Below are 25,222 nucleotides of genomic sequence, written 5' to 3' on the forward strand. Positions count from 1 at the left end.
CCCGATCGCTCTGATAAATAAAATATTCTCCCGAACTATACCGAACAGACGAAGTAAATCATTGCTATCGGTATAAGTTTGAAAAGCAGTTTTAATCGTTCTGAAATCATACAGCTATAAAAAACAAAAAACCCACTCGTTTGAGTGGGTTTCGTGGTACCTCCAGTCCCGAAGCTTCGGGAGAACCAGGGACACATGGTTTTTTATTTTTTTGATAAAACATCTCCAAGAATAGAAGGATTGGCAATAATTTTTTTGATAAAATTTTTACTTTTCATTCTCTTAATAAAGTTTTCAAGAAAAACAGCTTCTTCTTTGTTTTGACAATTAAAGAGTAAGACTAATTCCCAATCATTTGCAATTTTTGTAAAAGAACCTGCATGGGAGTGTTGATTATGTTTTAGAATTCTTTCGTTTATATTATATGTTTCACCAACATAAAATTTAGCTGAAGATGGAGAATATAGGATGTAAAGTTGATACATACTCCAAAAGTAGTAATAAAAACAAAAAACCCACTCGTTTGAGTGGGTTTCGTGGTACCTCCAGTCCCGAAGCTTCGGGAGAACCAGGGACACATGGTTTTTTATTTTTTTGATAAAACATCTCCAAGAATAGAAGGATTGGCAATAATTTTTTTGATAAAATTTTTACTTTTCATTCTCTTAATAAAGTTTTCAAGAAAAACAGCTTCTTCTTTGTTTTGACAATTAAAGAGTAAGACTAATTCCCAATCATTTGCAATTTTTGTAAAAGAACCTGCATAGGAGTGTTGATTATGTTTTAGAATTCTTTCGTTTATATTATATGTTTCACCAACATAAAATTTAGCTGAAGATGGAGAATATAGGATGTAAAGTTGATACATACTCCAAAAGTAGTAATAAAAACAAAAAACCCACTCGTTTGAGTGGGTTTTGTGGTACCTCCAGGGATCGAACCAGGGACACATGGATTTTCAGTCCATTGCTCTACCATCTGAGCTAAGGTACCTTGCTAATAGCTCACTTTACTCTTATTTAATTTGGAGTTCACTAAACTTGTTTGCGGGTGCAAATATAGAATGATTTTTAATTTATACAAAACAATTATTAAAAAAAATCTATTCGTATCTTCGCAGCGTTAAATATAAATTATGATTCTAGCTGTTGATGTGGGAAATACCAGAATTAAAGCCGCTGTTTTTGAGGATAATACCCTTTTGGAATCTTTTGTTTTTCTAAAAACAGCGCTTGAAAAAAGTATTGAAAATATTTTAGAAAAGTATAAAAATACAACTCATTTAGTCATAGCATCGGTTTCAGATGTCGAAAAACAAGCATTTATTAGCTTTAAAGATGCGGTAAATATTCATTTTGTGTCACAAACCGATCCCTTTCCTTTTGTCAATTGTTATGAAACACCACAAACTTTGGGTATTGATAGAATGGTTCTAGCTGCGGGTGCAATACTTCAATATCCCAATCAAAATAGATTGGTGATAGATGCGGGGACTTGTGTGACTTACGATTTTATCGACGAAAACGATAATTATCTTGGTGGGGCAATCTCGCCTGGCTTGAGATTACGATACGAATCATTGCATCATTTTACAGCAAAATTACCCTTGCTGACTTTAGAAAAACCCAAACGTTTTATAGGTAAGTCTACCTCAGAATCTATTCATTCAGGAGTCGTTAATGGGTTAGTATTTGAAATTGAGGGTTGCATAGCCGAAATAAAGGGCCAATATTCAAAATTTATAATAATTTTAACGGGTGGAGACTCAGTTTTTTTGGCTAAACGATTAAAAAATACCATATTTGCCAATTCAAATTTCCTTCTTGAAAGTTTGAATCAAACATTTCAATATAAAATCAAAAATGATTAAAAAATTTCTAATAAGCTCTTGTTTATTGTTGTCATTAGTTGTGTTTTCACAAGAGGGTACGTCCTCACCGTATTCATTTTATGGAATTGGGGAGTCTAGGTTTAACGGAAATGTAGAAAGCCGCTCGATGGGAGGAATTTCAATGATTCCTGATAGTACACGAATCAATTTCCAGAATCCCGCTGGATATGGAAACTTAAAATGGACTAATTTCACACTTGCCGCAAGCAGTAGCAATACCAAACAAAAATCAGGAACATCTAGTGCAACCGCTAAAAGAACCACTTTAGATTATTTAGCTTTAGCAGTTCCGCTTGGAAAATTTGGAGCAGGTTTTGGTTTGATTCCCTATTCTTCTGTAGGATATAAAATAGAAAACATCTACCAAGATGGTTCTCAAAATAGTAAACGTTTCAATGGTTGGGGTGGCATGAATAGAGTTTTTTTAGGTACAGGATATAGAGTATTGCCTAATCTAAGTATTGGTGCAACCGCTTATTATAATTTCGGAAAAATTCAAACTAATAGTGTAGAATTCATACCTTATGTTCCAATAGGATCTCGTGAATTGAATGTAAGTGATTTGACAGGTTTAAATCTCAACTTTGGTTTGATGTATCAATACAAATTAAAAGATAAAATAACACTTTTTAGCAGTTTGACATACACTCCAAAAAGTACCTTAGTTTCTAACAACGACAGAACCATAAGCACAGTCACAATTAATTCAGACTTTGATTATACAGATGTTGATTCTTATGATACGGTTACTACCAAAACCGATTTGCAATTACCCCAAAAATGGACTTTTGGTTTGGGTATTGGAGATGTCAAAAAATGGGCTTTTGGGACTGATATTGCGTTTCAAGAAATTGGCAAATTATACAACACCTACAATACTTTAAACAATGTAACGTATAGTAAATATCAAAGATATGGCTTTGGAGGTTTCTACACGCCTACAACAAATCCGTTTTTTAGTTATGCCAAAAGAATCACGTATCGAGGAGGTTTTGTTTACGAAAAAACGGGATTAATAGTCAATTCTACCGCAATAAATGATGTCGGGATGACTTTAGGAGTTGGATTGCCCATTACAGGTTCTTTGTCTAATTTGAACGTTGGTTTTGAATTTGGAAAAAAAGGAACCACTTCAAATAATTTAGTTCAGGAAAACTATTTCATCTTAAACATAGGATTCTCGCTTAACGATAAATGGTTTGTAAAAAACAAATACCGTTAAGAGTTAAATCAAGGGTTAAAATCCTCTAATCTGTTCCCGTTTTGCAAATGAATTTTCTAAAAAAACACTCTTTCCGTTTCGCTGTTTTGCATAGTGCTGTGACACTGTTTTTGGGATGTGAAAGTAATTTTAAAGAAGTTCAAAAAAGTAATTTCTCGGAGTTTGTTCCCAGCGGTGAAGCCGAAAAAATAAATTTAAAATATACTGATTCTGGTCGAATTACTGCTGTTTTGGTCAGTCCAAAAATGATGGAATATGCCAATGTTACTTTTCCTTTTACTGATTTTCCAAAAGGAATAGATGTAACTTTGTATGACAAAAACAACAAAAGAACCATTATTTTAGCTGATTTTGCTACTTCTTACAAATCGACAAATATTATCGATTTGAAAGGAAATGTAAAAATCACTTCACAAGACGGACAAATTCTTGAAACAGACCAATTGTATTTTGACCAAAAAAACGAATGGTTTTTTACGGAAAAAAGCTTTAAATTTACAGATCCAAAAGGCACTTCAAACGGTCAGGGAATCGATTTTAGCAAAGATTTTAAAGTGATTAATTCACAAAAAATTGCTGGGGAAATTGAATCTGACCAATAAATATAACTTTTGCTATTAAAATCGCCATTAACAAAAATTTTGCGCAAGCAAACACGGATAAGTAAAAAGGCGATGCCATATATGACCGCTTAAAAATCAAAATTTACAGATATGAAATATTTAAAATACACTCCATACATTTATTTAGTAGCCGCAATCATTTTTGCAATTCGAGCCATTGAAATTTGGGATAATGAAAAAGATCAGGCGTATCTTTTTTTAGGAATTACAGTCCTTTCTATTTTTATGTTTTTTTTCAGAAGGAGATTTGCCAAAAAATTCGAAGATAGAAACAGTAAGTCCTAAATTATGGAAATTGGTATTATCGTTTGGTGTTTAATACTATGTGCTTTCTTTTCGGGAATGGAAATTGCTTTTGTTTCATCCAATAAAATTTACCTTGAAATAGAAAAAAAACAGGACAATTTCATTTCAAAAATTCTTTCAAAACTTACCGAGAATCCTTCAAAATTCATTGCTGCAATGCTCATTGGCAAAAACATTGCATTGGTTATATATGGATTTTTGATGGGCGATTTAGTGATGATTTGGATAGAAAATATAGGATTTCATTTTTCTGATTTTTGGAATGTTTTACTTCAAACAATTATATCTGCGATACTTATTTTGGCTACAGCCGAGTTTTTGTCCAAGGTCTTCTTCCAGATTTATGCCAATATATTAATCAAAGTTTTTGCACTTCCTGCTTATGGCTTTTACCTTTTCTTCTATTACCTTTCCTCGTCTATCATTTGGATTTCGGATGTTATTTTAATTAAATTCTTTAAAACCAAAGGCGATCAAGTGTCGTTGTATTTTAGCAAAGCCGAACTCGGAAATTATATTACTGAACAAATGAGTACAGTTGAAAAAAACGATGAAATGGATTCTGAAATACAAATTTTTCAAAACGCTTTAGATTTCTCAGGAGTAAAAGCGCGAGATATTATGACTCCCAGAACCGAAATTGTCGCTATGGATTTATTCGATTCTGTAACCGATTTAAAAGATTTGTTTATAGAAACAGGCTATTCGAAAATTGTAATTTTTAGTAACTCAATTGATGATATCGTAGGATATGTACATTCCTTTGATTTATTCAAAAAACCAAAAAACATCAACTCAATACTCATACCGGTTGAATTTGTTCCCGAGACTATTTTTATTAAAGACGCAATGAATTTGCTAACCAAAAAAAGAAAAAGCGTAGCCGTGATTCTAGATGAATACGGTGGGACTTCCGGAATTATTACCATAGAAGATATAGTTGAAGAGCTTTTTGGAGAGATTGAAGACGAACACGATTCAGATGAAGAATTAACTGAAGAAGAAGTAGAAGACGGTATTTATCTTTTTTCAACTCGATTGGATGTGGAGTATTTAAACCAAACCTACAAATTGGATATTCCCGAAAGTGATTCTTATGGAACATTGGGTGGTTTTATAGTAGATTCTACTAAAGAAATCCCTCAAAAAGGCGATATAATTACCATTGGAAACTACCATTTTATCATCGAAGAAGCCACCAACAAAAAAATAGAATTGGTTAAAATGACAATAAAAGAATGATTTTTTTTAGGAAATCAAATTTTCTTGTAAATTATAGCGCGACTATTATAATTATTAACTAGATAATTGTATTTTCGCAACCTGAATATAAAAATTAATAAAAATAAAAATGGCAGTTTTACAAAAAATTAGACAACGTTCCGCATTATTGATAGTAGTTATTGGATTTTGTTTATTTGCATTTATTGCAGGGGATGTTTTTACTAAAGGTAGCTTTGGTAAAAGTTCAAATGATGTAGGTAGTGTTAACGGAAAAGACATTCCATTTGAAGATTTTAGACTTAAAGTGAGCAATGTCGAAAAAAGTCAACAAGGAGTTACTCCTACAGCAGCAGCAAATAGAGTTTGGGACCAAGAAGTATCTATTGCTTTGCTAACCTCAGAATTTGACAAATTAGGTTTGAGAGTGGGAGCCAAGCATATAATGGAGGTTTTGAAATCAGATCAAAACATTGGTAAAAATCCAATGTTTTTGAATTCAGCAGGATTTTTTGACGAAGCTAAATTTAAAGAAGCCATCAAAACAAATCCAGAAATCGCTCAATATGTAAGTGGTAGAGAAAAAGATGCTGAGCTAAACGCAAAATATCAAATGTATGCTACAATGATAAAAGCGGGTACATTCACCACTGAAAGTGAAGGAAAATTCAAATACGAAATGGAAGCAAACAAAGTTAGTTTTGCTTATGTTGCCGGATTGTATTCTACCATAAAAGATAGCGATGTAAAAGTTGCTGACGACGAGATTGTAGCTTTCATGAAAAAGAATGAAAAAAAATACAAAGCAGACGAAAATCGTGAAATCGAATATGTTTTAATCGAAGACAAAGCATCTCCAGAGGACGAAGCTGAGATAAAAGCTAAAATCAACGGATTATTGTCAGGAAGTGTAGTTTACAACACACAAACTGGAAAAAATGATACTTTGTCAAGTTTTAGATCTGCAACAAATGTAATGGAATATGTAAACGCAAATTCTGACATTCCTTATGATTCTACTTATGTTGCCAAAAAAGATTTACCAGCTGTCGATGCTGATAAATTATACAATTTAGCTCCGGGCGAAATCTACGGTCCTTATATGTTCGGAAAATACTATTGTCTGTCTAAATCTATGGGTAGAAAAGTAGGAGTAAATGCAAAAGCAAGTCACATCTTGATTAGCTACGAAGGTACTCAGGTTCCAAATCAAAAAGAAAAAAGAACAAAAGAAGAAGCAAAAGCGAAAGCAGAATCACTTTTGGCTCAGGTAAATGCAAGTCCTGATAGTTTCTTAATGTTGGCTTTCACAGCTTCTGATGATTCCTCTTCGCAGCAAGGTGGTGATTTAGGTTATTTTGGTCCAAACCAAATGGTAAAACCATTCAACGATTTTGTTTTTAGCAATCCTATTGGTAAAGTTGGATTAGTAGAAACTCCTTTCGGTTTTCACATTATCAAAGTTACAGACAAACAAGATGGAATTCGTCTAGCAACAGTTGCTCAAAAAGTAGAAGCATCAGAAGCTACTTCGGACAAAGTATTTACTCAAGCTACTCAATTTGAAATGGATGCCGCCGAAAAAGATTTTGCAAAATCAGCAACAGCAATGAAACTTACAGTTTCGCCTCCAGTTACAGTAAAAGCTATGGACGAAGCTTTCGGACCATTGGGTAACCAAAGAAATATTGTAAGTTGGGCTTTTGAAGACGGAACAGATGTAGGTGCGGTAAAAAGGTTTGAAGTTGCCAATTTAGGTAACATTATTGCAAAAGTTAAAAAAATAAATCCAGAAGGATTAATGGCAGTTGATTTGGTTCGTTCATATGTGGAGCCAATACTTAAAAACAAGAAAAAAGCCGAATTAATCAAAGCAAAAATGACAGGAACTTCATTAGAAGCGATTGCAAAAGCTACTGGTTCAGCTGTACAACAGGCTACTGATGTTACTATGGAAAATCCAGTACTAACAGGTGGTGTGGGTCAAGAACCAAAAGTTGTTGGAAACGCCTTTGCATTAACAACGGGTAAGCTTTCAGCTCCAATCGAAGGAAATACTGGCGTTTATGTTGTGAAAAACACAAACACTGTAAAAGCACCAGCTTTGAAAGATCATACCGCTTATGTAGCCAAATTGAAAACGCAAAGTGCAGGAGATATAAACAGAGTTTTGCCAGCATTAAAAGACAAAGCTGAAATTAAAGACAACAGAAAACAATTCAATTATTAGATTGAAAGTGTAGTGTACTGAAAATTTAAAAACCCGTTTAGGAAACTAAACGGGTTTTTTTATAGAATTACTTCTAGTGTATTTGTCATTCCGACAAAGGAGTAATCTTCCCTTGTTGCTCACATTTGTTAAGATTTCTCCTTTGTTGAAATGACAAATAGCAGAGTTTTTTAATTTACATTTTGAAATTAAACAGGATTACAGAATCATATCTTTATAAGATATTATAGTTTTAAATCCTTTTCCAGTGAAATAATCAACAGGATTTTCTTTAGAAATCGCCAATACAAAATCACCGCCCCAAGCGCCAAGACTTTTTATGATACCATTAAAATCTGGAAACAAGGATTCTTTTATAGTTTGCATTTCGAGAATATTACTCATTTTAGCTTCGTGTTCTTCTAAAGCTATTGCAAATTCACGAATGGTTTTCGCCTTTAAAACAGCTGAGGTTATTTTGTTATTTTCTACAATTTCTTCGGCTAATTCCTTGTTTTTATTGTTATAATAAGAAGCGATAGCCGCTTTGCTGTTTTGCTTTTTATCCAAATAAACGAAGTGTAAATTTTCAGAAAATTTAGGTTCGAAAGTTACTTTTTCGACTATTGGACTGCCATTCTCCAAATGATACAAAATTGGACTGTTATTTTGAGCACAAGCAATATCATATCCGCTACCACCAAAACTATTGTTGAGCAAAACAAAGCCGTCAATCTTTAGCCATTGTGCAATATTATTGATTAAAGTGGAGGAAGTTCCCAAACCCCAATTTCTAGGAAAAGTCAATTGAGTGGTTATTTGATACCCTTCGGAATTGTCAATAAAATCAGGGTTTAACAAATAACTTTGATGTAAAATTCCGATTAAAGTGTTTTTTGCAGACTCAGATTCTTCGAGCGTGTTTTTTTTTAAAATGTCATGAAATGAAAGTTGGAAGTCGAGCCAAATACTGCCGTCAGCATCGTAACTAATCCATTTTATTTCTTTATTTTTTCCTTCTTCAATAATTAGGTTTTGTCCAAATTTGGTAGGCAGCGCGAATGCTTTGGCACCATCAAGAACCAGATATTCTCCCGTGATTAATAGTTTTCCGTTACTGTAAAATTCTTTTTTCATAAGTTTTGCCACGAAGGCTCAAAGTCGCAAATTTTTTTAAACGACTAATTAATTTTAAATAAAATCGGTGTTAATCTGTTGTATCCGTTTAATCTGTGGCCAATTTCTAAACAGTTCTTCTTAAAGTTTCAATATATTCAACAACAGCGCTATGTGAAACCACGTGATGCTTGAAATGTTTCCGAATCAAAACTCTTTCCTCATCATTAGCTTCAAATTGGTTCAGGATATTGTTCAAGTGCATTTTCATATGACCGTCCTGAATTCCGGTAGTAGTTAACGAACGCAAAGCAGCAAAATTTTGTGCCAAACCAGCAACTGCTACAAACTGCATCAATTCCTTTGCCGATGGATTTTCGAGCATTTCTAAAGATAATTTTACCAAAGGATGCAACGAAGTCAATCCGCCAACAGTTCCTAAAGCTAACGGAACTTCTAACCAAAAAGTAAAAATATCATTTTCGATTTTGGCGTGTGACAAACTCGAATAACTTCCGTTTCGAGAAGCGTAAGCGTGAATTCCAGCTTCTACAGCACGGAAATCATTGCCTGTGGCGAGCACTACAGCATCGATTCCGTTCATAATTCCTTTGTTGTGGGTTACTGCTCGAAAAGGTTCTACTTCGGCGATTTGAATCGCTCGAATGAATCTTTCAACAAATGCTTTTGGGTTTTCGATATGCTTTTCGGCTAAATCTTCAACTGGGCAAGAAACTTCGGCACGCACGATACAATTGGGAACATAATTCGAGAGAATGCTCATCACCACTTCGATGTCTTTCTCTTCTTCGGAAAAGGAATCATAATTTTGAGCTTCTTCTTTCAGTGTTTTTGCAAATTGCTCCAAACACGAATTGATAAAATTGGCGCCCATCGAATCTTTCGTTTCAAAAGTAGCGTGTAATTGATAATAATTGGGCAACAAATTAGTTTTGTCTCTCAATTCAATATCAAGAATTCCGCCACCACGTTTTTGCATGTTTTTGGTAATGCTTTCGGTGTTAGTGTAGAATTTTGTTTTAGTTTGGGCAAAGAATGAAGTCAATTTTGTAACATCGCCTTTGAAAATAAAGTGTACTTGTCCAATTTTTTCGGTATTGATAACGGTGGCTTTAAAACCGCCACGAGTGGACCAAAACTTAGCTGCTTTAGAGGCTGCGGCAACTACGGAACTTTCTTCAATCGCCATCGGAATGCTGTTGTATTTTCCGTTAATCAAAAAATTAGGCGCAACACCAAGCGGAATGTAGAAATTGCTTATCGTGTTTTCGATAAATTCATCGTGTAATTTCTGGAGTTTTTCGTCCGAATTCCAGTAGTTTTTTAGGATCGAAATGGCTTCTTGAGGATTAGAAAAGTATGCTGCGGTAATCCAATTTATTTTTTCTTCTTTGGATAATTTTGAAAATCCTGCGATAGTGTTTGGCATTGTGATTTGGTTCTAGTAGGAATATTTGTTTTTGATAATGCCAATAACAATAACTAATTGTTTTGCATCATCAACTTTTAAAGTTATAGTATAACCTTTATGTGTAATCCCGATGAGTATCGTCCTCGAAATAATAAGATTTTTTGTAATTGTATGGAAATTTTAAATCTTTTTTGATGGCAAGAATCAAATCTTTTTTAAATTTCCTAGAAGCTTCTGGTTTGTCTTTCGCTATGAAATTAATTATTTCGTTTAGTAAAAAATAAAATTTTTCAGAAAAATTAATTTTCATATTTAGAAATTGTTTTTTCTAGCATAGCATCTAATTCGTCAATATCGTATAATTTACTTTCTCCCGACTCAATTTTCTTGTCTTCGAGATGCAAGCTATTTCGATATTCATCAAAAGATATGTCCTCTATAATTTGACTATCTTCCTCAATAATATGCAATTCGCTTTTAGAAAAAGAATTCAAAAATTCGATTAGTTTTTCCTTTATGTTAGATTGAAATTCGATTTTGATCGTTTCCATATTCATTTTTTTATAGAATTCAAAATTAGTAAAAAATTGGTTTGTAACTGAGTTTTGCACCTCGTTTCTTTTTTTTAACATTTAACAGTTGGAATGTGAAATAATTGTAAAATTTTCACTAAAATTGGAATCGTTTAAATTAAAATATAATTAATGATTTCAAATAAGATTAACTTACTGTTTTTGTTGCTGTTAACTTCTGTTTTTGCACAACAAAAAATCACCGTCGAAGCTATTTATACCGGACAATTTGAAGCTAAAGGAATGGTCGAATTGCAATCGATGAAAAATACCAATCAATATACGGTTTTAAATTCTGATGAAGCCTCTGGAAGTTTGCAAATTGATGTATTTGATTTTGCTACTTTAAAAAAAGTAAACACATTAATCGAGACCAAAAATCAAAGTAAATTATTCGAAGGAATCGATAGTTATATTTTTAGTTCCGACGAAAAGCAGCTGTTGATTGCTAACAACAAGAATGAAATTTACCGCCATTCCTTTTCTGCCAATTATTTTCTGTATAATCTTGAAACCAAAGAATTAACTAAAATTCTAGAGCAAGTGCAAGAGCCAACTTTTTCGCCCGATGGAAAAATGATAGCGTATGTCAAGGAAAATAATATTTATATTTTCGATGTAGCTTCAAAAACCAACAGCCTAATTACAAGTGACGGAAAGAAAAATGAAATCATCAACGGTATTACTGATTGGGTTTATGAAGAAGAATTTGCTTTTGTGAGAGCTTTCGATTGGAGCAAAGACAGCAAGAAAATAGGGTTTATTCGTTTTGACGAAAGTCAGGTTCCAGAATATTCAATGTCAATTTTTGGAAAAAATTTATATCCAAAAATTGAAACTTTCAAATACCCAAAAGCTGGCCAAAAAAACTCATCGGTTTCTTTGCATTTATACACTGTCGATTCGAAAACCACCAAAAAAGTAGATTTAAGCCAATACAATGATTTTTATATTCCAAGGATTGAATGGACAAATGACGCCAATATTTTATCCGCAAAAATAGTAAATCGCCATCAGGATAATCTGGACTTGCTTTTTGTAGATGGAACAACGGCGGCTACAAAAGTGGTTTTGAACGAAAAAGATAAATCCTACATTGATTTTATCGATAAAGATAATTTGACTTTCCTGAATGACAACAGTTTTATTTGGACCTCAGAACAAGATGGTTTCAACCATATTTATTGGTACGATAAAACAGGTAAATTAATCAATCAGGTGACCAAAGGCAATTGGGAAGTGACCGAATATTATGGTTTTGATGAGAAAACGAGCACTATTTTTTATCAATCGACAGAGAATGGCTCCATCAACAGGGACGTCTATAGAATAAGTTTAGAAGGAAAAAACAAAACAAGATTGTCTCTAAATTTGGGAACAAACGGAGCAACTTTCAGTCCCAATTTTCAATATTTTATCAATTCCCTTTCGACGGCTGCTCAGCCAACGATCTATACTTTGAACGATTCTAAAACAGGAAAACAAATTCAGGTAATTGAAAATAACGAAGCTTTGGCATCCAAATTAAAAGCATCCAAATTGCCGCAAAAAGAGTTTTTTGTACTCAAAACAGAGAAAGGCAATGAACTAAATGCTTGGATTATGAAACCAAAGGATTTTAATCCCAATAAAAAATATCCTGTTTTTATGATTCAATATTCTGGACCAGGTTCGCAACAAGTTGTAAATGGATGGGGGAGTTATAACGAATATTGGTTTATGATGTTGACACAACATGGTTATATTGTAGCTTGTGTTGACGGGCGTGGAACAGGTTATAAAGGCGCTGATTTTAAAAAAGTAACCTACAAACAATTAGGGAAATACGAAGTCGAAGACCAAATTGATGCCGCCAAAATAATAGGAAATTATCCTTATGTCGATAAAGCACGAATCGGAATTTGGGGTTGGTCGTATGGTGGTTTTATGTCCAGTAATTGTATTTTGAAAGGAAATGACGTTTTCAAAATGGCGATTGCGGTTGCTCCAGTAACGAATTGGCGTTTTTACGACAGCGTCTATACCGAAAGATATATGCAAACTCCACAAGAAAACCCTAGCGGATATGACGACAATTCCCCAATAAATTTTGTAGAAAGATTGAAAGGAAAATATTTATTGATACACGGATCGGGTGACGATAATGTTCATGTGCAAAATTCCATGCAAATGATGGAAGCTTTGATCCAAGCCAATAAACAATTTGACTCCCAAATTTATCCCGACAAAAATCACGGAATCTATGGTGGATATACAAGAATACAATTGTTCAATAAAATGACTAATTTTATACAAAATAATTTATAAAATGTCGTCACAGTTTGTGATGATGGATCTAAGAGTAAAAAATAATTTATAACATAACCTTAACCAAAATAAATAATATGAGTGAAGCAGCAGTAAAAACAAGACATCCAAAAGGACTTTGGGTGTTATTTGGAACAGAAATGTGGGAACGTTTCAATTTCTATGGAATGCGGGCAATCCTAACATTATTCCTCGTGAATTCGTTAATGATGAAAGAGGAAGATGCTTCTTTGATATACGGAGGTTTTCTCGGATTGTGTTATTTAACTCCAATGTTAGGTGGTTTTGTAGCAGACCGTTTTTTTGGAAATAGAAATTGTATTTTATTAGGCGGTTTGATGATGGCGATTGGACAATTTTTATTGTTTGCCAGCGCTAGTGTTTTCGGTACGAATATCAGTTTGGCAACCACTTTAATGTGGTCGGCATTGGGAATTATTATTTTTGGAAACGGTTTTTTTAAACCCAATATTTCCAGTATGGTGGGAAGTTTGTATCCAAAACAAGAAAAAAGTAAACTAGATACTGCCTTTACCATTTTCTATATGGGAATTAACTTAGGAGCTTTCTTAGGGCAACTTATTTGTCCAATTGTTGGAGATGTAAAAGACGACGCCGGAATTCGTGATATTCACGCTTTCAAATGGGGATTCTTGGCAGCATCAATAGCAATGTTGATTGGAACTGCTGTTTTTTATGTATTAAAAAATAAATATGTTGTTACTCCGGATGGAAAACCACTTGGCGGATTACCATCAAAAAATGATGCTTCGGATTTTGAAGAGGGTGAATCTCAAAAAGCAGTTTTTTCCCAAAAAGCATTGATAATAGCCGGAATTATGTTTTTGACATTAGGAGCAATAATTCATTTTGTTTTTGACCAAAATTTAATTTACACCTTGATTTATTCTAGTGGTTTAACTTTGGCTGGATTAATTGTTTCGGATACTTCATTGACTAAAATAGAGCGAGATAGAATATTTGTAATATATATTGTTGCTTTCTTTATCATTTTCTTTTGGGCAGCTTTCGAACAAGCGGGGTCTTCTTTGACATTTATCGCTGATAATCAAACCGACAGAAACTTCTTTGGATGGAATATGCCACCGTCAATGGTTCAAATTTTTAATGGATTATTCGTGGTTGCTTTTGCCATTCCGTTTAGTATGCTTTGGGATTATTTGAGAAGCAAAGACAGAGAGCCAATTTCGCCAATGAAACAAGCTTTTGGATTGGCTTTGATTGCTTTGAGTTATTTCATCATCGCTCACAACGTAAAAGATTTAGGAAACAGTGGTCTTCTTGCCATCAAATGGTTGATTCTTTTGTATTTAATTCAAACCGCTGCAGAGTTGTGTTTGTCACCAATCGGATTGTCATTGGTTGGAAAATTATCTCCAAAACGTTTCTCATCCTTATTATACGGAGTTTTCTTTTTGTCCAATGCTTCGGGTTATGCATTGGCGGGAACTTTAGGCTCTATTATGCCAGCAACTGGAGATAAATTCATTAAAGCTAAAGAGCTAGGTATTGATTTGCAAGGTATTTTAGATAAAACGGTTACACCAACTGCGGAACAATTAAAACTCTTGGCAACTAATCAAATTAGTGATCATAATCCAGTTTTTGCAGGATTTGAAATCCACAACTTATTCGAATTCTTTATGGTTTTTGTAATATTGACAGGACTTGCAGCCATAATTTTATTTGCATTGACTCCTTTCTTGAAAAAAATGATGCACGGTATTCGTTAATAAAATTTAAAAAATATTTTTATATCTTTCAAACCTACAAGAGATTCCTGTAGGTTTGTTTTTTAATTGACATCGGATATGGAACAAAAATTAACTATCGAACAAATTCAAAATTTCAAAGGAAAGTCTGTCAAACAATTGGCAATTTATGCCTTGATTGCGGGATTGTTATTAATACTAATTTCGCCTTTGGTAAAAAAATTAATGCAGGAAGTAAAATAAATAATTATGTCTCAAAACACCACCGACCAGTTTTTTAAGAGCCCCGTTTTAGGGCATCCGCCAGGATTATTTATTTTGTTTTTTACCGAAATGTGGGAGCGATTCTCCTTCTACGGAATGCGTTCTTTGCTCATTTTATTTTTAACAGCTTCAGCAATGGACGGAGGTTGGGAATGGTCGCGAGAGAATGCATCCTCACTTTTTGGGTCCTATGTTGGACTTGTTTACTTATCGACTATGATGGGCGGTTATTTTGCCGATAAAAAAATTGGGTATCGATGGGCTGTGGTTATTGGTGCTTGTTTGATGACTTTAGGACACGCATCAATGGCGGTTGAAACTGAGTTTTCTATTTATCTCGGATTGATTTTGCTAGTTTTTGGTAATGGTTTTTTTAAACCGAATATGGTTTCTATTATTTCAGAAATGTACAAAGACCGTCCCGACAAAAAAGATGGTGCTTACACTTTGTTTTATATGGGTGTCAATGCTGGTGCCTTTTTCGGAATATTGCTTTGCGGGTATTTGGGCGAAAAAGTAGGCTGGAGTTATGGATTTGGACTGGCAGGTATTTTCATGTTCTTCGGAATGTTACAGTTTTGGTTGTCTCAAAGCATTTTTGGAGACATTGGCTTAAAGCCAAATGCAGCCAGCAAGGCAAAAATTGAAATATCGGATACCGACAAACGAAATCCGTTTACGCCAATTCAATTGGGATTAATTGGGATAATGGCAACTTTAGGATTGCTTTGGATTTTAAATGCTCCTGTTTCAAAAATTTCTGGTGGAGAAATAGATGTTTTTAGCTTTTTAGGCGAAAACGGAAATTCGATTGCGATTTTAACGGCTTTGATTTTATTTATATTGTTATTGGTTTACAGATTTACCCAATATTCCCAAATCACAAGAGAAAAATTAATGGCGGTTACGTTTTTTGCTTTTCTAACTATTTTCTTTTGGGCCATTTTCGAGCAATCACCTAACAGTTTAACGATTTTCGCTTCGGATTATACGAACCGAGTTTTGGAAGGCAATTGGAGTGTAGCTTTTTTGATAATAAATTCCTTGATGACCATTTTGCCATTAGGGATTATCACTTGGGTTTTAACGTTGTTGTTCAAGCAAACTTTCAAAACATATACCTTGGCTTCGGTGATTTTAAGCAGTAGTTTTGTCATTATTTGGATTATTGCTTTTTGGATGTTGGCCAGAGATTATTACACCGCAGGTTATTTGTCTTTATCTGATGAAACTTTAGCCTTTTTAAGAATCGAAAAAGTGACAGAACCATTAACCGAAGTTCCTGCAACCTGGTTTTCAACCTTGAACTCTTTGTTTATTATTTCATTAGCTCCATTATTTTCGAAATGGTGGGAAAGCAAATACAATCCTTCGGCAAATTATAAATACGGAATCGGAATGGCATTGCTCGCTTTAGGAATGGCGTGCATCGCTTTTGGAGCTAACGGGATTGAGCCTGGAGCCAAGACCGCTTCGGTAAGTATGATTTGGTTGATTTTGGTATATCTTTTCCATACGATGGCCGAATTGTGTATTTCGCCAGTGGGATTGTCTTATGTGAGTAAATTGGTTCCTGCCAGAATGATTGCATTTATGTTTGGAGTTTGGTATCTTGCAGTCGCCATTGGGATGAAAGGAGCCGGAATGTTTGGCGAAAACATCGATAAAATTGCCGATGAACACGGATTGAGTTACTTCTTTTGGATACTGACGCTGATTTCTGTTGTGGCAGGAGTTTTTGCTATTGCAATGAAACCTGTCATCAAAAAATTGATGCATGGAGTGAGATAATGGCATTATTTTTGAAAAGAAAAATGAATTAAATTATATAAAAAATGAGGAAAGTATTTATAATAGTATTAGTAGCTATGGGCTCTTTTGGAGTTCAAGCACAAGGATTAAAATGGGAGACCGACATCAACAAAGCGATATCGGTATCCAATAAAACTAAAAAACCAATGCTGCTGTTTTTCACAGGAAGCGATTGGTGCGGTTGGTGCATTCGTTTGCAAAAAGAGGTTTTGAAAACTCCGGAATTTTTAGCTTGGGCAAAGAAAAATGTAGTTTTAGTCGAATTGGATTATCCAAGAAGAACACCACAATCAGACGCGATTAAAGCTCAAAACAATGGTTTGCAACAAGCGTTCGGAATTCAGGGATTTCCAACCATTTATTTTGCTACGGCAAAGATAAAAGAAGGGAAACCAAGTTTTACGGGTATCGGTAGTACTGGTTATGTTGCTGGCGGACCTACTGCTTGGCTCGCTGTGGCTGATGGAATCCTGAAAACAAAATAATTTTCATTCCAAACTATAAAATCCCTTTTCGCCAGTAGCGTGAAAAGGGATTTTCTCTTTTAAGCAAGTAGCCTTCCATAGTTTTTGAATGTTTCTGTAATTCGAGGCATCAGCGATGACCATTTTGGGTTTGGAAGTTTGCAGAAAACGTTCGAGATTTATTTTGGGAGATTGAGTAAACACCACAATATCGGGACGAATGGCTGTCGGATAAACGCCTAAACTGTCCAAAATAAGGATTTTTTTTCCTTTAAAATAAATCAGGTTTTGAATTCTTTTTTTGGTTTTCAAATTACTAAAATTTCCCATCAAATAGGAGGTGAAAGTTTGATTTTTATTTGCTATTTCTAAAAGACTATCACAAGCATACAAAGTGATGTTGGCTCCATTTCGTTCTGCAATAAGCGTGTTCTTCTTCGAGTTGAAAATGATTAATTCACTTTGGTTTCTAATCGTCCAATGGGTTTGAAAGTAGGTAATTTGGAAAATAATTACAGTAATTAATACAAAAGCCAATCTGTTGAAGTTGGGTTTCTTGAACCAAATAATCGTGGCAATAATCAATAAATACAAACTCAATAGCAACTGCCAATTGAACGAAATATCCCGAAAGATGAATTGCTCTAAGGAAGCTATCGAGTTGATTATTTTATTTAAAATATAAATGCTCCACTCCAATGATTTGGCTAGAAAAACGGGAACAAAATCCAAAGCAGCCAAAACCATTACCAATACTCCCAAAGCCATAATCACACTCAAAAATGGAATAATTACCAAATTAGTCACAAAAAATAATCCTGGAAATTGATGAAAATAGTAAATGCTCAACGGCAAAGTACCAATTTGTGCCGCAAAAGAAACGGTCAATATTTCCCAAAAGTAATTGATGATTGTGTTTTTTGGTTTCCAAAGTTGAGCCAATAAAGGTTGCAACCAAAGTATAAAAAACAAGGCAACATAACTCAACTGAAAACCTACATCAAACAAAAACGAAGGTTGAACTAGCAAAATGAGCAGCATCGACACCAATAAAGTATGAAAAATATTGGTGCTTCTTCGCAGATACATTCCGATAGCGACAAACGAAAACATCGTAACCGAGCGAAGCACCGATGGCGCTAAACCAGCAATCAAACCAAAGGAAAATAATGAAAGCAAAATAATAATGAGCTTGATAAACGAACCACGTCTTGTATTGGGAAAAGGCTTCAAAAGTAACGTTACAAAGAGCAATATAAATCCAATATGCAATCCCGAAACCGACAAAATATGTACCGCGCCGGCAAATTGATAATCCCGGATAATCTCTGGTGAAATATCTTGTTGTTGTCCTAAAATTAAGGCGATGGCAACATTCAATTCGGTTTTGTTGAAATGAGTTTCTTCCAAGTTTCGAATGATTTTTGTTCGTAATTTCGAAGTATAATACCAAACATCTTTTTCGATGAAAGAACCGATTTTGATATTCGAAACATCGGCATACAACTGGGCATAAATTTGTTTGCCTTCAAGGTATTTGCCATAATCAAATTGGTTGGGATTTTTGGATGGACGGTTTTGGTATAAATTAGTATCGATTTGCAAACTAGTCCCAATTTCGAAAGGGTGATTTAAACTATCTTTTCGAATATTCAGTAGCATTCTTCCCGTATTTACTGAATCGTCAATCTTTTTCACAAGCACTATATAACGGTCGTTATAAGCCGAACTTCGCAGTTTTTCTCGAATGGTAACCGAGACCAAATGCGGTTTTTCGAAAATCGTTTTCTGATGAATGTAGTTGCTTTCCTGATAAGAATCCGTGTGGATGATTTGGGTGCTTGTGCCAATAGAAAAAGCAAGAAAATAGGTAGCAAGACCATAATAGAGTGTAAGTATTGCATTCCTTTTCGACCAGAAATAAGTAAAAACAAAAACACAAGTAGCGATAAAAAGAGTTGAAAACGCAAATGCAACATCAGGTTTGAAGTAATATCCAACCAGAATTCCGGCCAAAAAACCAATCGTAATTCTCGCTAAAGGGAATTGTAATACTTTCATATTGATAAAAGTACACATTTTTATTAACCAAAAACACATTCCTTTGCATTTGATGAAAAGTAAAAAGAAAGAGTTTCTTTTTGCAAAAAAATATTTTGAAACACATTCATATTTCCTTTTATCATAATAGTATTGCATTCATTTTAACAATCTGCGAAAAGTATTTACTTAGCACTACATTTCAGTTTCGTTTTATTTATATATCGTTATAAGTTAGCAACTTATCTAAATGAATTGTTAATAATTTAGTAATCTTAAAATTTTTAAATCAGATACTTTAGCCGTAGGTTTGATTCCCCCAACCTCTACTATTTAACCTCTTAATTTTTTTGGTAAAAAATGAAGCGAATTATAAAGCTCTATATACCACTTTATGAAATTAAAATTACTATTGATTGCGATTACGATTGGTTTGTTTGTGGGCTCTGCTGGGGTTTATGGGCAGGTAAACTATGTTAGTTGGAATTTCAACACAAATATTACAAACGCAAATTATTCAACTAATACAACTAATCAAAATGGTGCAAGATCTTCTGCATTAACAACTCCAACACTTTCAACTATTTCAATAAATGGCACTGGAATATCTGGAGCAAATGCATTTACTCTTCACAGATCTACGGGATGGCCAACAACTTTAGAAATTACAAAACACCTAGAATTTTCAATTACTTTAGCTGCTGGTCAAACCTTTAATAATACAACTTTGAATTTGTTAGTAGCTGCTGGTGTGAGTAACATAGGGACAGCACCACGAAATTATTTAGTTCAATATGGTTGGGGTCCTTCTCCAACTTTTGCGGCAGTAACAGGCGCAAATAATGCAAATGCAACACCTACTACCGGCGGAACTGTAACGCTATTAACAGCTGCTCAAACATCTAATAACGCAACAATACCGGCCCCTGGTAATACAACATCTACAATTTTAACTATTAGATTAATTGCTTATGGCTCTACAAGTAGTTCTGGAAATTTACAAGTTGGCTCAATTGCTTTAACAGCAGCTAGTTTACCTTCAACATCAGACACCACCCCACCAACTGTAACTACACTTTCTCCAGCAGACAATGCCACAGGAGTAGCCATTAATAGTAATTTGGTTTTAACTTTCGATGAAAACGTAGTTGTAGGAACAGCAGGAGATATTGTTATTTACAATTCAGACACTACAGTATTTGAAACCATACCCTATAATGATTCTCGAATAGTGTTTAATGGTACAACAGGAGTAACAATCAATCCTTTGGGTATATTTGTAAATAATGCTGGTTATTATGTGCAAATTGCTAACACTGCTATTAGAGATGTTGCATTAAACGCCTATGCAGGAATTAGCAACAATACCACTTGGAATTTTACAGCCGAGGCCCCCACTACAATTATATGGACAAACCCCATAACAGGAACAAATCCAGATACTGCAAATCCATACACAACTGGACAATCTTTTAATGGCAATATTACTGTTTCGGGAATAGGTAGAGGTAGCGGAATAGGCGCAAATAATGCGACCGACCGCTACAACGCAAATGATTGGAATTCTGGAACATTAAACACAAATGATTATTTTGAATTTACTTTAACCCCTAATGCTGGTTATGAAATAAATTTTATTAATTTTGTTTATACATCCGAAAGGAATAATACAAGTATTGCCAACTTTGCTTTTCGCTCAAGTGTTAGTACCTATACCGCAAACATAGGAACACCCACTTTTAATGGTACAACCATCAGTTTGAGTGGAGCAGCCTATCAAAATCGAACTACCGCAACTACTTTCCGGATTTATGCTTGGGGAGCCGATACAAGTACAAGAACATTCAGCATCAACGATTTTATTTTTAACGGAACGGTAATCCAAACCACCCTTGCTACTGATTATTTTAGAAGTAGAGCCTCTGGTACTTGGGCAACAGCTAGTAACTGGGAATCATCCAGAGATAATACTAATTGGATAACATCCACACTAGCCCCTACAAGTGCCGCCAACACTATTACAATTAGAGATCTTCATACAATCACTATTTCTGGCGCAGTTACCGCCGACCAAATAACAGTAGAATCAGGAGGAACACTTGTTTTAAATGGCGCAGATCTAACTTTAAATAATGGTACTGGAACAGACTTAACCATTGCCTCGGGTGGCACTTTTGATAATGGTGGAGAAAATCTAATAACTAGAACGGGTATACCAAGTATTAGTATAGGTGGTACATTTATTACTAGAGACGCTCAAGGTTTTGTGGGATTTAATACTGCGATTCCTGATATATCGACAACATTAAACGCTGGAAGTATTGTGGTATATGGTCTAAACGGCGATCAAGATGTGCAAGGATTAACAGCCCCCACTTATAGCAACGTCACTTTTTCAGGAACTGGCACAAAAACTTTGCTAAGCACAAATGCTGTTACTGGAACAGTTACAATAAAAGACGCTGCTATATTTAATAGCACTAGCTTTACCTTTGGTGGTGCAGAAACTAATTTGACAATGACAGATATAAGTCATTTAATAGTAAGTGGAGCAAGACCAGTACCTGACATGCAAGGAACATACACATTAACAGGCGGGACTATTGAATTCGCAGGAAATAGTAATTCACATACGGCAAGATCCCCAATAACCTATAATAATGTAGTGATATCAGGATCAAATGTAAATGGTAGTGCAGGGAATTATACTCTCAGAAATGGAGCAACTTTTACTGTTAATGCTGGTGGTGTTTTTACCGTATCCGATCAACGCATTATCGCTGGAGGTGCTTCTGCAACAATAAATATAAATGGCAGTTTTGTTACTAAAGATGCTGATGGATTTTATGGACCAGGTTTAACTTCAATTAGTCCAACAAATACAATTTTAAATTTAGGATCGGCCTCAACTATAGAATATGCCGGAGCTGATCAAAGCATCGCAACAGTGCCGGTGACGACAGCATACGCTAACATTACAATATCTGGAACTGAAATAAAAACAATACCAACACAATTGTTCTTAGGGAATAATTTATCAGTATATGCATCAACACTACTAATTGAAAGCGGCAAGGCTTTGACAGTAACCAATAATGTTGTTGTAAGTCTAGGCGCAACAATGACTATAAATGATAAAGGTAGTTTAGTACAAGTAAACAATTATGCTGTGAATACAGGTAATATAACATACGAGCGCAATACTACTGCTGAAGAATTTGATTATACCTATTTTTCATCACCTGTAGCTGGGCAAACATTACTTGCAGTTTCTCCTTCGACAAAATTGGATAAGTTTTTTTCTTTTAATGCTGCTGCAAACGATTGGTTGCAGGAAGATATTTCGGCTATAATGACTATCGGTAAAGGATATATAATAAGGGGGATTCCGCCACCTCCATCACCTGCGATCCCCCCAGGATTTTATACAGCTCCATTTTTCGGAAAACCTAATAATGGAATAATTAATGTGCCAATTTTGTGGGACGGGACATCAATAGACGGAACCTCAAATCTCATAGGAAATCCGTATCCATCAGCAATTGATGCCGACAATTTTTTGCATCTAAACTCAAGCGTTATTGAAGGTACCATTTATTTTTGGACACACAATACCTCTATGCAAAACAGAGACCTTATTGTTGGTAATAATCCAGACGGCACCCCTAAAGCGGGTTCGGGAGCATTAGCATATACAACTGATGATTATGCATCTTATAATTTACTAGGAGGTGTTGGTACTATGGCTCCAAGCGGGTCAAATGGTGGTGTCAACAACAATAAACCAATTGGTAAAATTGCAACAGGACAAGCCTTTTTTACAACTAGTCTTAAAATTAACGCCACTAGCACAGCTACGTTCAACAACAGTATGCGGCTTGACAAAGATTCTAAAATAATGGACAACTCCCAGTTTTTCAAAACTAGAAATCCAAATCCAAAAACTATCACTCTCGAGAAACACCGTATTTGGCTAAATTTAACCAATACTCAAGGCGTTTTCAAACAAACTCTTGTTGGCTACATTACGGATGCAACAAATGAATACGACAGTCGTTTTGATGGAGAGAGTTTTGATGGGAATGAATTTGTAGATTTTTATAGCCTCAGCCAAGACAAGAATTTGGTGATTCAAGGACGTGCGTTACCATTTGACGAAAATGACCAAGTGCCACTGGGTTTCCGAACCACTATCAATGGAACTTTCACTATAAAGATTGATCAGGCGGATGGCGTTCTAACCAATCAAGCAGTTTTTATAGAAGACAAATTGACCAATTCTACCTCTGATTTACGAAGTGGCCCTTTTACTTTCAACACGGCTGCGGGTACCTTCAATGACCGTTTTGTATTGCGATATGCCAACAAAACATTAGGAAATAACGATTTAGAAACATTTGAAAATCAGGTGTTGGTTTCCAATAAAAACAAACAAATAAAAGTTAATTCAAAAGTAGAGCCGATTAATAAAGTAGTTGTTTATGACCTTTTGGGAAGACTACTATTCAAAAAAGATAAAGTCAATAATACCGAATTTTCAATTCTCAATTTGATCTCAAACTCGGAAACTTTATTGGTAAAAGTGACGTTGCAAAATGGAGAAACAGTGACTAGGAAAATATTGTATTAATACCAATCAAGAGTAGTATATTAGCGTATTGCTATATATTCATAGGTCTATTTTTATGATAATGTGGTCAAAAATAGTTGGTAATTTTTCTATTTCGAGATTGTCCTTTTAAATAGGAATCTTTATAAACTCTTTACAATCAACTTAGCAGTTTTCTCACTAGCACCAATACCTCCCAATTTTTCTTCCAATACCTCGTATTTTTCTACAAGGTTTTGGCGATACTTGGCGTCTAAAAGCTTCTCCAATTCTTTGCGAATGTTCTTCTTAGAGCATTTATCTTGAATCAATTCGGTCACCACTTCTTCGTCCATAATCAGGTTAACTAACGAAATGTATTTTAAGGTAATGATCTGTTTGGCTATTTGGTAGGAAATCGAACTCCCTTTGTAACAAACCACTTCGGGCACTTTGAAAAGCGCTGTTTCAAGAGTTGCCGTTCCTGAAGTTACGAGTGCTGCTGTGGCATTACTCAATAAATCATAGGTTTTGTTCGAAACAAATTTGATGTTTTCATTGGTGATAAAACCTTCATAAAAAGAAAATTCTTGACTTGGCGCACCAGCAATCACGAATTGATAATCCGGAAATTCATTGACTATACTCAACATCACCGATAGCATTTTGGTAATTTCCTGCTTGCGACTTCCAGGCAAAATAGCAATGATAGGTTTGTCATTCAATTGATTTTCTTTTCTGAAAATGGCAGCATCCATTGTGGGATGATTGTGTATAGCATCAATCAAAGGATGTCCCACAAATTCAACGGGATAATGATGTTTCTTTTCATAGAAATCTTTCTCGAACGGGAGAATCACATACATTTTATCGACATCGCGTTTGATGTCGGTAATTCTGCTTTCTTTCCAAGCCCAAATTTGAGGTGAAATATAATAATGTGTTTTAAAACCTTCCGTTTTTGCCCATTTGGCAATGCGCAAATTAAAACCCGGATAATCAATAAAAACAATAACATCGGGCTGAAAATCGGCAATATCTTTTTTGCAAATTTTGATGTTATTCAAAATGGTTTTTAAATGAAACAAGACTTCTACAAAGCCCATAAAAGCCAATTTTCGGTAATGTTTGACCAAAATTCCGCCTACGTTTTGCATCAAATCGCCACCCCAAAAACGAATATCGGCATTTGGGTCTTCTTTGTACAAAGCCTTCATTAAATTGGCTCCGTGTAAGTCGCCCGAAGCTTCTCCAGCAATTATGTAGTATTTCATTTTCTGTTTAATCTCTCTAAGTTTAATTCCTCGAAGCTCTACTTCGATATTTTTTGCTATAGATTGCTTCGCCTGTTCGCTTTTGCTCAAGTCACAGATTAAAAAATATTTTTGAAAATCTATGAATCTGTTGCTATTATTTCGTTAC

20 protein-coding genes and 1 tRNA gene are annotated in these 25,222 nt (G+C 34.7%); 12 read left to right on the forward strand and 9 right to left on the reverse strand.

Annotated features, from left to right (window positions below; translation table 11 throughout):
• Nucleotides 1–203: 203 nt before the first annotated feature.
• The 3 genes from FNW17_RS08745 to FNW17_RS08755 form a co-directional block, all read right to left on the reverse strand.
• Nucleotides 204–485: a GIY-YIG nuclease family protein gene (locus tag FNW17_RS08745; RefSeq protein ID WP_144071444.1), complete on the reverse strand. Its 282-nt coding sequence runs from the start codon at nucleotides 483–485 to the stop codon at nucleotides 204–206.
• A 101-nt stretch (nucleotides 486–586) separates the two neighbouring features.
• Nucleotides 587–868, reverse strand: coding sequence for a GIY-YIG nuclease family protein (locus FNW17_RS08750; protein ID WP_143389666.1), 282 nt, complete (start codon nucleotides 866–868; stop codon nucleotides 587–589).
• A 52-nt stretch (nucleotides 869–920) separates the two neighbouring features.
• Nucleotides 921–993, reverse strand: a tRNA-Phe gene (locus FNW17_RS08755).
• A gap of 142 nt (nucleotides 994–1,135) precedes the next feature.
• Here FNW17_RS08755 and FNW17_RS08760 point away from each other — a divergent pair.
• The 6 genes from FNW17_RS08760 (at nucleotide 1,136) to FNW17_RS08785 (ending at nucleotide 7,493) form a co-directional block, all read left to right on the forward strand.
• On the forward strand, nucleotides 1,136–1,870 hold the full coding sequence (locus FNW17_RS08760) for a type III pantothenate kinase (protein WP_144071445.1): 735 nt from the start codon (nucleotides 1,136–1,138) through the stop codon (nucleotides 1,868–1,870).
• Entirely contained in the window at nucleotides 1,863–3,113 is a 1,251-nt protein-coding gene (locus FNW17_RS08765) for a hypothetical protein (protein WP_144071446.1), read from the forward strand. Before FNW17_RS08760 ends, FNW17_RS08765 begins: the two co-directional genes overlap by 8 nt.
• Before the next feature lie 47 nt (nucleotides 3,114–3,160).
• Nucleotides 3,161–3,715, forward strand: a complete 555-nt coding sequence (gene lptC, locus FNW17_RS08770) for an LPS export ABC transporter periplasmic protein LptC (RefSeq protein ID WP_143389668.1) — start codon at nucleotides 3,161–3,163, stop codon at nucleotides 3,713–3,715.
• A gap of 111 nt (nucleotides 3,716–3,826) precedes the next feature.
• Nucleotides 3,827–4,021 carry a hypothetical protein gene (locus FNW17_RS08775; protein WP_143389669.1) on the forward strand — a complete coding sequence of 65 codons (195 nt, stop codon included), beginning with the start codon at nucleotides 3,827–3,829 and terminating at the stop codon, nucleotides 4,019–4,021.
• Nucleotides 4,022–4,024: 3 nt separating this feature from the next.
• Nucleotides 4,025–5,284, forward strand: coding sequence for a hemolysin family protein (locus tag FNW17_RS08780; protein WP_143389670.1), 1,260 nt, complete (start codon nucleotides 4,025–4,027; stop codon nucleotides 5,282–5,284).
• A gap of 109 nt (nucleotides 5,285–5,393) precedes the next feature.
• A complete protein-coding gene (locus tag FNW17_RS08785) occupies nucleotides 5,394–7,493 on the forward strand; it encodes a peptidylprolyl isomerase (protein WP_144071447.1) in 2,100 nt (699 codons plus the stop codon).
• Between the two features lie 198 nt (nucleotides 7,494–7,691).
• Here FNW17_RS08785 and FNW17_RS08790 read toward each other — a convergent pair whose 3' ends face one another.
• The 4 genes from FNW17_RS08790 to FNW17_RS08805 all read right to left on the reverse strand — a co-directional run bounded on the left by FNW17_RS08790 (nucleotide 7,692) and on the right by FNW17_RS08805 (nucleotide 10,571).
• Nucleotides 7,692–8,609, reverse strand: coding sequence for a GYDIA family GHMP kinase (locus FNW17_RS08790; RefSeq protein WP_144071448.1), 918 nt, complete (start codon nucleotides 8,607–8,609; stop codon nucleotides 7,692–7,694).
• Between the two features lie 106 nt (nucleotides 8,610–8,715).
• Nucleotides 8,716–10,038 carry a hydroxymethylglutaryl-CoA reductase, degradative gene (locus tag FNW17_RS08795; protein ID WP_144071449.1) on the reverse strand — a complete coding sequence of 441 codons (1,323 nt, stop codon included), beginning with the start codon at nucleotides 10,036–10,038 and terminating at the stop codon, nucleotides 8,716–8,718.
• 97 nt (nucleotides 10,039–10,135) lie between these two features.
• Entirely contained in the window at nucleotides 10,136–10,330 is a 195-nt protein-coding gene (locus tag FNW17_RS08800; RefSeq protein WP_144071450.1) for a hypothetical protein, read from the reverse strand.
• Nucleotides 10,320–10,571: a hypothetical protein gene (locus FNW17_RS08805; protein ID WP_143389675.1), complete on the reverse strand. Its 252-nt coding sequence runs from the start codon at nucleotides 10,569–10,571 to the stop codon at nucleotides 10,320–10,322. Before FNW17_RS08805 ends, FNW17_RS08800 begins: the two co-directional genes overlap by 11 nt.
• A 153-nt stretch (nucleotides 10,572–10,724) precedes the next feature.
• Between FNW17_RS08805 and FNW17_RS08810 the strand changes: the two genes are divergently transcribed.
• The 5 genes from FNW17_RS08810 to FNW17_RS08825 all read left to right on the forward strand — a co-directional run bounded on the left by FNW17_RS08810 (nucleotide 10,725) and on the right by FNW17_RS08825 (nucleotide 17,193).
• Complete coding sequence (locus tag FNW17_RS08810) at nucleotides 10,725–12,899, forward strand: S9 family peptidase (protein WP_144071451.1); 2,175 nt, start codon at nucleotides 10,725–10,727, stop codon at nucleotides 12,897–12,899.
• Between the two features lie 77 nt (nucleotides 12,900–12,976).
• Entirely contained in the window at nucleotides 12,977–14,653 is a 1,677-nt protein-coding gene (locus FNW17_RS08815; RefSeq protein ID WP_143389676.1) for a peptide MFS transporter, read from the forward strand.
• Nucleotides 14,654–14,731: 78 nt separating this feature from the next.
• Entirely contained in the window at nucleotides 14,732–14,875 is a 144-nt protein-coding gene (locus tag FNW17_RS16315; RefSeq protein WP_185965287.1) for a hypothetical protein, read from the forward strand.
• Nucleotides 14,876–14,881: 6 nt separating this feature from the next.
• Complete coding sequence (locus FNW17_RS08820; RefSeq protein ID WP_144071452.1) at nucleotides 14,882–16,687, forward strand: peptide MFS transporter; 1,806 nt, start codon at nucleotides 14,882–14,884, stop codon at nucleotides 16,685–16,687.
• 44 nt (nucleotides 16,688–16,731) lie between these two features.
• A complete protein-coding gene (locus FNW17_RS08825) occupies nucleotides 16,732–17,193 on the forward strand; it encodes a thioredoxin family protein (RefSeq protein WP_144071453.1) in 462 nt (153 codons plus the stop codon).
• A gap of 3 nt (nucleotides 17,194–17,196) precedes the next feature.
• Here FNW17_RS08825 and FNW17_RS08830 read toward each other — a convergent pair whose 3' ends face one another.
• A complete protein-coding gene (locus FNW17_RS08830) occupies nucleotides 17,197–19,233 on the reverse strand; it encodes a ComEC/Rec2 family competence protein (protein WP_143389679.1) in 2,037 nt (678 codons plus the stop codon).
• A 373-nt stretch (nucleotides 19,234–19,606) separates the two neighbouring features.
• Between FNW17_RS08830 and FNW17_RS08835 the strand changes: the two genes are divergently transcribed.
• Nucleotides 19,607–23,842, forward strand: a complete 4,236-nt coding sequence (locus FNW17_RS08835) for an Ig-like domain-containing protein (protein ID WP_144071454.1) — start codon at nucleotides 19,607–19,609, stop codon at nucleotides 23,840–23,842.
• Between the two features lie 122 nt (nucleotides 23,843–23,964).
• On the opposite strand, the gene lpxB is transcribed toward FNW17_RS08835, so the two are convergent.
• Nucleotides 23,965–25,074: a lipid-A-disaccharide synthase gene (gene lpxB / locus FNW17_RS08840; protein ID WP_143389681.1), complete on the reverse strand. Its 1,110-nt coding sequence runs from the start codon at nucleotides 25,072–25,074 to the stop codon at nucleotides 23,965–23,967.
• Between the last annotated feature and the right edge of the window lie 148 nt (nucleotides 25,075–25,222).

This window comes from Flavobacterium franklandianum, from assembly GCF_007097365.1.
Lineage (GTDB): Bacteria > Bacteroidota > Bacteroidia > Flavobacteriales > Flavobacteriaceae > Flavobacterium > Flavobacterium franklandianum.